5 protein-coding genes, 2 rRNA genes and 1 pseudogene are annotated in these 8911 nt (G+C 57.9%); 4 read left to right on the top strand and 4 right to left on the bottom strand.

The features are described 5' to 3' along the window. Together rrf (L9059_RS31175) and rrf (L9059_RS30185) are read left to right on the top strand one after the other, a co-directional pair. A 5S ribosomal RNA gene (gene rrf / locus L9059_RS31175) occupies positions 1-76 on the top strand; the annotation flags it as partial. A gap of 108 nt (positions 77-184) precedes the next feature. After that, positions 185-300 (top strand): 5S ribosomal RNA (gene rrf / locus L9059_RS30185). A 153-nt stretch (positions 301-453) separates the two neighbouring features. Here rrf (L9059_RS30185) and L9059_RS30180 read toward each other — a convergent pair. Continuing rightward, positions 454-663: pseudogene (locus L9059_RS30180) on the bottom strand (DUF4880 domain-containing protein); the annotation flags it as partial. A 136-nt stretch (positions 664-799) separates the two neighbouring features. Then, positions 800-1510, bottom strand: a complete 711-nt coding sequence (locus L9059_RS30175) for a GntR family transcriptional regulator (RefSeq protein WP_247296002.1) — start codon at positions 1508-1510, stop codon at positions 800-802. A 189-nt stretch (positions 1511-1699) separates the two neighbouring features. On the opposite strand from L9059_RS30175, the gene lapG reads away from it, so the two are divergent. Both lapG and lapD read left to right on the top strand, forming a co-directional pair. Beyond that, the gene (gene lapG, locus L9059_RS30170; RefSeq protein WP_247296000.1) at positions 1700-2392 is read left to right on the top strand and encodes a cysteine protease LapG; all 693 of its coding nucleotides are present in this window, start codon (positions 1700-1702) and stop codon (positions 2390-2392) included. 14 nt (positions 2393-2406) lie between these two features. Further along, positions 2407-4353, top strand: coding sequence for a cyclic di-GMP receptor LapD (lapD, locus tag L9059_RS30165; protein ID WP_247295998.1), 1947 nt, complete (start codon positions 2407-2409; stop codon positions 4351-4353). 54 nt (positions 4354-4407) lie between these two features. Here lapD and L9059_RS30160 read toward each other — a convergent pair whose 3' ends face one another. Then, entirely contained in the window at positions 4408-4746 is a 339-nt protein-coding gene (locus tag L9059_RS30160; RefSeq protein ID WP_247295963.1) for a tryptophan synthase subunit beta, read from the bottom strand. A gap of 147 nt (positions 4747-4893) precedes the next feature. Further along, on the bottom strand, positions 4894-8911 hold a 4018-nt coding region (locus L9059_RS30155; protein ID WP_345894384.1), incomplete at its 5' end, for an immunoglobulin-like domain-containing protein.

Genomic DNA, 8911 nt, shown 5'->3' with positions numbered 1-8911 from the left:
CGAACTCAGCAGTGAAACGATGCATCGCCGATGGTAGTGTGGGGTTTCCCCATGTGAGAGTAGGTCATCGTCAAGATTAAATTCCAAAACCCCTATCTGCGTATGCAGGTAGGGGTTTTGTTTTTGTAGAAGTCACCAATTTTCACCTGCACGTTGCTGCTGTAACGGGCTGGTCACAGAATTTCTTGACGACCATAGAGCATTGGAACCACCTGATCCCATCCCGAACTCAGCAGTGAAACGATGCATCGCCGATGGTAGTGTGGGGTTTCCCCATGTGAGAGTAGGTCATCGTCAAGATTGAATTCCGAAACCCCTGTCTGCTAACGCAGACAGGGGTTTTGTCGTTTTGCGCCCCGTGAATGTGACTTGTCCATGATTCATGATTCAGGCACGGCGCTGCAGGTTCACCCACCAGCGGGTTCGATAGTGCAACTAGGCGATGGCTGCCGATGTATTCAAGGTGTCCTGAGCGCCCCGCCCGGCGCCCGGATCGCCGCTCAGCTCGGCCTGCAGGGATTTGATACGCTGCCAGGCGAGTTCATGTTCCTGGCGCTCCGCGCTCCGCGCGCCACACTGCAGGCGAAGCCGTGGATTGCCAGCGTTGTTGCGCAAGCGCAGGAGCCAATGGATGGCCTGTCTCACGACATGTTGATCAGGCACCTATGCTGCCAAAGGCGATGAAGAAATGATGCGGCAGCCCGCAGTCGTAAATGACAATAAATCGCATTATCTTTCGAGGGTAGCCGATTGTGCAACTGATCGGCACACTCCCATCGAGTTACAATGATTAGGAGTCTTACGTCGGACGGCTCTTGTTCAGTGCCTCATGTGTATCGAGGTAGCACGTTATAACTTCCACCGCACGGTTGAGGTGCTGTTCAAGCAAGCGCACGGAGCTCTCTACATCCCGGTCCTCGACTGCTCGCAAAAGCGCCCGGTGGTCCTCCTGAGACAACTCACCTAAGTTCATCGCCTCCAGGTTGAAGCGCAGGAAGCGTTCTTCTTCCTTCAGCCCGTCCTCCACCAGGCGCAACAGCCGGCGGTTAGGCGCTTTACTGTAAAGCGCCATGTGGAAGAGGCGATTGAGACGACCAATCTCGGTAAATTCGCGCTCCGTTTCGAGATCATCGATATGGCGCGCTGCCTGTTCAAGGTCGTCGGCGATAAGCAGAGGGATCGACAGGCGCAGTGCTTGCGACTCGAGCAAAATACGCAGCGCGTAGGTTTCCACAGCGTCGCCCTGAATGAGCGGCGCGACGACGGCGCCTTTGTGAGCGATGACGCTTAGCAGCGATTGCGCTTCAAGCTGACGCAGCGCTTCGCGAACCGGCATGCGGCTGACCCCGAAGAAATCCGCGAGGTCTTGTTGACGCAACGCTGTGCCACAGGGGATTCGACCGTCGAGAATCGCCGAGCGCAAGGTCTCTTCAATCACCGCGCGGGCCATGTGCGCGGGGATTGGTGCATTGATCTTGATACTGCCTAGAGGGTTGAGCTTTTGTGTCACAACGCACCCTGAATGAGTTTGAATGTAATTGGATCCAAATTGACATTAGTGACTGCCGGACACATTGTCAAACTGGCGGTCTCTCTGAAAGTTTAGCGCGCTATCAGTGATCTCATCGTGCCATTGTCTTTTGTCGGGCTAACCTTCACCATCAACCGAATTCCACCTGCCTGATCTGGATGCCTCGCATTGGCGGCACGTTTCGCGATCTCTCGGACTTTGCGCTGGCTCTCATGCGCCCTGCTGCTGGCTGGCGTCATGCTGGGCGGACTGCATGCCGATTGGAATTTTTCGCTGATCAGTCGCCGTGCCCAGGCATTGTACGGGCCATTGGGCGAAGGGCAGCAACGCATTGACGCCTGGCAGCATTTATTGGCTACACAAAAGCAGGTCGGTGAGCTGGAGCAGCTCAATCTGGTTAATCAATTTTTCAACCGGAAAGTGCGTTACGTCGAGGATATCGACTTGTGGCACGAGGTCGATTATTGGGAGACGCCCGTCGAAGCGCTATGGAAAGGCGCAGGAGATTGCGAAGATTATGCCATCGCCAAGTATTTCAGCCTGCGCCATCTCGGGGTGTCCAGTGACAAGCTTCGCATCACCTACGTCAAGGCCCTGCGCCAGAATCGCGCGCATATGGTCTTGACCTACTATTCGAGTCCCGAGGCGATGCCGCTGGTGCTCGACAGCTTGATCGATGCAATCAAGCCCGCCAGTCAACGAACCGATCTGCTGCCGGTCTACTCGTTCAACGCAGAAGGGTTGTACCTGCCGGGTGCCAAGGGCAATAAGAAAGTCAGCGACACCAAACGCCTGTCCCGCTGGCAGGATGTATTGAAGAAAATGCAGGCCGAAGGTTTCCCGGTCGAGACGACTAACTAGGAGCACGCGCTCAGATGTCTTTGTTTAAACAGCTTTTGATCGCTATCTGTCTGTTCCTGGTGGTCGCTTTCACTGGCAGCTTCATGGTGAGCCTGGAAAGCTCGCGGACCCAATACGTCAATCAGTTGCGCTCCCACGCCCAAGATGCGGCGACGGCTCTGGCGTTGTCCCTCACGCCCAATATTGATGATCCGGCGATGGTCGAGTTGCTCGTCAGCTCCATTTTCGATAGTGGTTACTACGCCAGCATTCGGGTAATCGACGTCAGCAACGACAACATCATCGTGGAACGCAGTGGCATTCCTGCGGTGACCAACGTGCCCGACTGGTTCGTCAAGCTGATCGGGCTGGCGCCAGCGGGGGGTGATGCCATCGTCAGTCGTGGCTGGGAACAGGCCGCGCGGGTCGAGGTCGTCAGCCACCCGATGTTTGCCTTGGCCAAGCTCTGGCAGAGCGCGCTGGGCAGCCTTGGCTGGTTACTGCTCTGCGGCGCCGTCAGTGCGGTACTGGGTGCGCTGCTGCTGCGGCGACAATTGAAGCCCCTGGACTATATGGTCAAGCAATCCCACGCCATCGCCCGGCGTGAGTTCCTCAGCCTGCCGGACCTGCCGCGCACCCCCGAATTGCGACGCGTCGTCCAGGCCATGAACCAGATGGTCGAGAAGCTCAAGGCGCTGTTCCAGGAGCAGGCCGAGCGCAGTGAAAAACTGCGTATCGAGTCTTACCAGGATAATCTGACGGGCTTGGCCAATCGGCGATATTTCGAGATGCAGTTGAATGCTCGGGTGAGCAACCCGGAGCAGGCTAGCTCCGGCTATCTGCTGCTGCTTCGGGTCAAGGATCTGGCCGGCTTGAACCAGCGTCTCGGCGGTCAGCGTACCGACGAATTGCTGATAGCGGTCGGCGAGCAGCTTTCGCGTGAATGCGCCAAGTATCCCGAGACGCAAAACCTCGTCACGCGCATCCGCGGCGGCGAATTTGCCGTGCTGGCCCCGGGGCTGGTCCGTGAAGAAGCACTGCATCTGGCGCGCAATCTCGACAGCGCCCTGGCTAGTCTACATGCCACCGGTGCCACCGACGTGGCCTCGGTAGCCTCTCTGGGCCTGGCGCCGTTTGTCCATGGCGACTCACCCCAGGCGGTCCTCGGGTTGGCCGACCAGGCACTGGCACAGGCGGAAACTCAGGGTGAACCGAGCTGGGCCTGCCTGGATCACAGCGCCTTGTCTCGCGTCGCAGATGACCATCATGCCTGGCACAACCTGCTGGATCAGGCGCTGGCGAATCGAGGCTTGCAACTGTACTTCCAGCCGGTCGTCGCGAGCCAGGACCCGCAGTTGGTGCTGCATTACAAGGTGCTGTCGCGGCTGATCGACGACCAGGGCCAGACTATTCCCGCCGGGCGATTCCTGCCCTGGCTGGAGCGCTTTGGCTGGACGGCGCGCCTGGACCGGCTGATGCTGGAGTTGGTGCTGGAGCAAATGGCCGATCATGACGAGTCACTGGCGCTGAACCTGTCTTCGGCTACGCTGGCGGATCCGCAGATGCTGAGCAAGGTGTTCGACATCCTGCGCGCCCATTCTAATCTGGGGTCGCGCCTGACCCTGGAAATCGGTGAGGAACAGATTCCCGAGCAGGCCGTGCTTGAGCAACTGACCAAGCGTTTGCGCGAACTGGGCTTCTCTCTGAGCCTGCAACGTTTTGGTGGGCGTTTCAGCATGATAGGCAACCTCGCACGCCTGGGCCTGGCCTACCTTAAGATCGATGGCAGCTACATCCGTTCGATTGATCAGGAGGGTGATAAGCGTCTATTCATCGAAGCGATCCAGCGTGCTGCGCACAGCATTGATCTGCCGCTGATAGCTGAGCGGGTCGAGACTGAAGGGGAGTTGTCGGTGATTCGCGAGATGGGGCTGTATGGGGTGCAGGGGCAGTTGTTTGGCGAGCCCAAGCCCTGGCAGTAAACAATTCAGAAGCACAAAAGATCGCAGCCTGCGATCTTTTGATTTGCAAAGTGCTTAGATCAACCCCGTCTCGTCATCATCAATCAAATGACTCAAGCCACCCAGCGCTTCGCGCGCCTGGTTCCGGTCCATCAGCTTGGCCTGCGCCGCCGCTGGCAGGTCCGTCACCCTAATCACGCCTTTGCTGGTCAGCACCTGAATCAAGTCATCGAGTACCCGGATCATTTCCAGGTCGCTCTGCTTGAGCTGCTTGAGGCTGACTTCCATTACTTCGTTGGCGTACCAGGCCTGGATCTCATGATGATCGGCGGGCAGCGTTTCGGTGGCCTCGGCGTAAGCCGCCGCCTCCACGCGCACTAATTGGCCTTGCGCATCGCGTTGCACGTAAAACATTGAGCATCCCTCAGAAATGGACCAGCATCATGCTGTCAGCAGCATAGGCCAACTGCGCACGAGTATGCGTTGCGACGACTGAATCGTCACCGGGGTGATTATCGCAAACGTGACGGCCGCCCGGTTTGGGCGGCCACACGCTGGCTATCAGCTGTTGTTGTGATCAACCTTGATGGTCGGATCGCTACCGGCAATCAGATTGTGCAGGTTGGCGGTAGACCAGTTGTTGCCTTCCAGCGTGATCGTCACATCCGCCTTGGCGGCTGCGGCGTCAGTACTGTTGAACTTACCGGCAGAGTTCACTTCCAGGGACGACACGCCGCCCGCCGTGGTGATCTTCAGGAAGTTGTCGATGGTGCTGCCGGTCTCGCCCTGCAACAAGTCACGCAGGTCGATACGGTCACCCTCGGCGGCCTTGAAGTCCTTGATCACATCGTTACCGGTGTCGCCTGCTTTCCAGACGAAGGTGTCGCCACCCAGACCGCCGATCAGGGTGTCGTTGCCTTTGCCACCGATAAGGATGTCATTGCCATCGCCACCATCGAGCAAGTCGTTACCGGTTCCGCCGAGCAGGATGTCGTTGCCACTGCCACCGTACAGTTTGTCGTCGCCGCCCTGGCCGAAAATGATGTCGTTGCCGGCACCGCCCAGCAGCGTGTCGTTGCCGTCATGAGCACCGGACACGTCGAACACTTTGTAGTTCTCGGTCACGAACTGGTGCACGTTGCTTGGGGTGACCTTGTTGGTTTCGACACCCGTTTCCAGGCCGACGAACGCTTGCAGCGAGGTGTAGCCCTCACCCGTGACCCCGTTGAAGCTCACCAGGTCGCCGAAGATGATGTCGTTGCCATCGCCGCCGTTGATGTTGTCGCTTCCTGGCAGTGTCGCCTCGTTGTGGCCCAGGATCGCGTTAGCCAGGTCATCAGGGTTGATGTTGGCCAGCGGTTTTCCTTTGGTCGTGTTGTACGGAGCCAGGTCGCTTTCAGTGACTGAGTTGTTCAGGCCAATGGCCTGTACGGTGGAGTTGGCCGCTGCGAACAGTGCGAGTGCCAGCCTTGCGTTATAGGCGCTGTCGTTATCGACCCTGCCCCTGCCGTCGTTATAAGACAGTTCGTAAGTCCCATCACCCTGCGCGTGAATCCTCAAGTCACTGTCGATCTTCGAAGATTTCCAGTCGCCGGAACTGTCCTGGGTCCATTTGTAAACGTTGCCGCTTGCATCAACCAATGTCCGGAGTTTGCCACCGATCATCGTGTTGAACGCGGTACCAGGCTTGTAATCACCGGCCTTCATCAGGCTGTCGAGGTTGATGTCGCTGGTGTTGTTTGACCAGTAATCAACGACTTTTGGATTGACTACCTCATAGGAGGTATAGGCAGTTGGCTCACCATCGGTGATGAAGTAAGTCAGGTTAATCGCATTCGGGTTGCTCTTAGCGTCGGTGCTGTAGAACCAGTTGGCCGTGGTCTTGAATACGTCCTCGTAGTTAGTCCAACCACCCTTGTTCATGCTATCGAGCACGGTCTTCAAGCTGTCTAGCGCCCCATTGACCGACAAGTCGACCGAAATCGATTTGTTCACCTGCGTATCGAAGTCCACCAGGAATACCTTAACGGTACCCGGGTTCTCGCCTTGCGATGTGGCGCTGGCGATCAGCGAGGTAAATACCGCTATCAGTGAGTTCTTGGCCGACGTCACAGAGGCATCGCTCATGCTGCCCGAACTGTCGACCATGAAGGCGATGTTGTAGTTCTGCCCCGGGATCGGCGTAAGCCCGGCGACGTCGGCTACGATGATGTCATTGCCAAAGGTGCCGTCCTGAACGTCGTTGCCCGCCGTCAACGTGATCGGGTTGTACGTGGCCGGGTAAATGGTGACCGGAATCGTCGCCGTACTCGAAGCCGAACCACCCAGTTGCTCGGTAGAAGTCGAGGTCACGGTCAGGTCGAACTTTCCGTTGTAGTAAGCCGGTGGTGTCAGGGTCAGGTTGGCCAGGTTCCAGCCAGTCACTATCGCCTTGCCATCGGTGCCCACCGTCCAGCTGTGGCCGGCGTCGTCGCTCAGCACCATGCCTTTCGGGAAGCCGCTGATGGTCACACTGAGGCTTTCCGAGCCGTCGGTATCGGTCAGCGCAGTGGTGATTTTGGACAGGTGTACGCTGCCGTTTTCCGCGCCTTCGTTGAGCTTGTAGCCCTCGTAGTAACCTTCACCGTTAGTGCCGTGCAGATCGGAAACCGTCACGCCGGATGCGGCCAGGTTGGCCACGCCGGTGTACAGCGGAATACCGGAACTGCTCAGGTCGACAGCGGCGGCGCCGTTGATCGACAGGTTGACGTCATAGCTGCCCGGGCCACTCTGGTTGTGGTGGTAGATGTCGATGGTGTAGTAGCCGCTGGTAGTCGGCTTGAAGCCTGTACCCGAGATGGCGCCACCTTTACCCCACAGCGCACTGGCTGCATCTTTGCCGCCAATAGTCACCAGCAGACTGTCGTCAGCGCTGCCGCTGAAGGTGTAAGTTTTGCCGGCTTCCAGGTAGATCAGGCCGGACGTTTTCGATGCGGTACCCACAGCGACATCGCCACTGGATTGCACGTTGGTCGAGGTGCTGGTGCTGTTCGGATTCTTCGCCGCATCAATCACCGACTTCAGGGTAGCAGTTGCCACACCGCTGCCTGCGCTACCGTCATAGCCTGCGCTCAGGCCGGACAGGTTGGTCCAGACTTCCTTGAGCAGGCCAGTCGAGGTCACGGCATTGCTGTCGACATTCAGCGTCGGCCTGTCAGCCACCGGGGTAATGTCGACTTTCAGCGTTGCCTCATTGCCCTGGTTGAATCCATCTGTAGGCTTGAACTTGATCTGCGCGTAGTCAGCGGCCTTGTTGCCAATGCCAGTGCCGCCGTAACCGTCAGCACCAGACTCGTTGGCCACCGGTACAAATTTCAGTTTGCCGCTGGCGATATCCGCCTGGCTGATGACCTGGCCTGCCGCGACTTTCACCCAGCCAGCCGCACCGTTGAACATCAGGTCGCCGCGACCGGCTACATCCGTGATGGTGACGCTCAGAGGGCTGTCGTTATCGACATCTGTGGTTTGGAAGTTGGCCCACGTCAGCACCAGGTCAGTGTCTTCAATACCGGTAACACCGCCGCTTACAGCAACCGGTGCATGGTCGTTGTCGACGATGGTGGTGGTGACGCTGGTTTTCGTAGGGTCGATTACGAGGTTCTCGAAATTACCGCCAGCGACGCTGTCGATGGTGATCACGAAGTTCTCGGAACCTTCCACCAGCTTGTCGTTGATGGTCGAGATGTCGAAACCGACGCCATTGCTGTTGGCCGGGATCTTGACCGTGACGACACCGTTGAAGTCAACGTTGTTAGTCGCTGTGCCGCTGTATTTCAGGGTGACAGTGACTTCGCCGTGGGCAGTGTTGCTCAGGTTCAGCGTGTAATGTGCTGTCTGGCCTTCAACGACTGAAGCATCGCCAGTGATGCCCACGGTGACTTTGTCGCCTTGGCCTGCAGGCTCATCGGTGATGGTAGTGGTCAACGGGGTCTTGTCGAGGGTCAGCTGTTCAAACTTCACGCTGCCGCCGGAGACGGATTCGAGCTTGTTCACCAGCGAAGTCTGGCCGCCGGTGTAGACGTCATCCGCGATGGTTACCGGCAACGAACCGGAGCTGGCGTTGGCGGCGATGTTGATGATCTTGCCGTTGCTCAGGGTGAAGCTCATCGCGTCGTGATTGTTGATCGGCAGGCCATTGATGTTGGTCAGGGTCACGGTGTAGGTGATCTGGCCACCTTCGGCCACCGTGGTTTTATCCACGGTCAGCTTGGCGATGACTTCACTGGTGGTGTCATTGATGGTTACTGTCGCTGGGCCACCGATGGTTGGGTTTTCCAGTGCGGCGCCATTCGACGTGGCACCGGTAATGCCCAGTTGTGCGGTGCCGCCGTCTTTGTAGACGTCGTCGCCTTGCGGGTCGAGGGTGTGGACCTTCTCGGTTTCACCAACAGCAAAGACCACGGTTTTACCGTTGCTCAAGGTCACAGTGACCGGTTGCAGCTGAGCTTTGTCGAGCTTGATGGTGAACGCTGCGCCCTGGTTTTCCAGGACTGGGCCGTTACCAACAATGGTGATGCCGACGGCATCGCCTTGACCGGTC

Source organism: Pseudomonas violetae (assembly GCF_023072615.1).
Classification (GTDB): Bacteria; Pseudomonadota; Gammaproteobacteria; order Pseudomonadales; family Pseudomonadaceae; genus Aquipseudomonas; species Aquipseudomonas violetae.
Note: the sequence above shows the minus strand (reverse complement) of the source record. Positions and strands in the feature narration are given on the sequence as shown.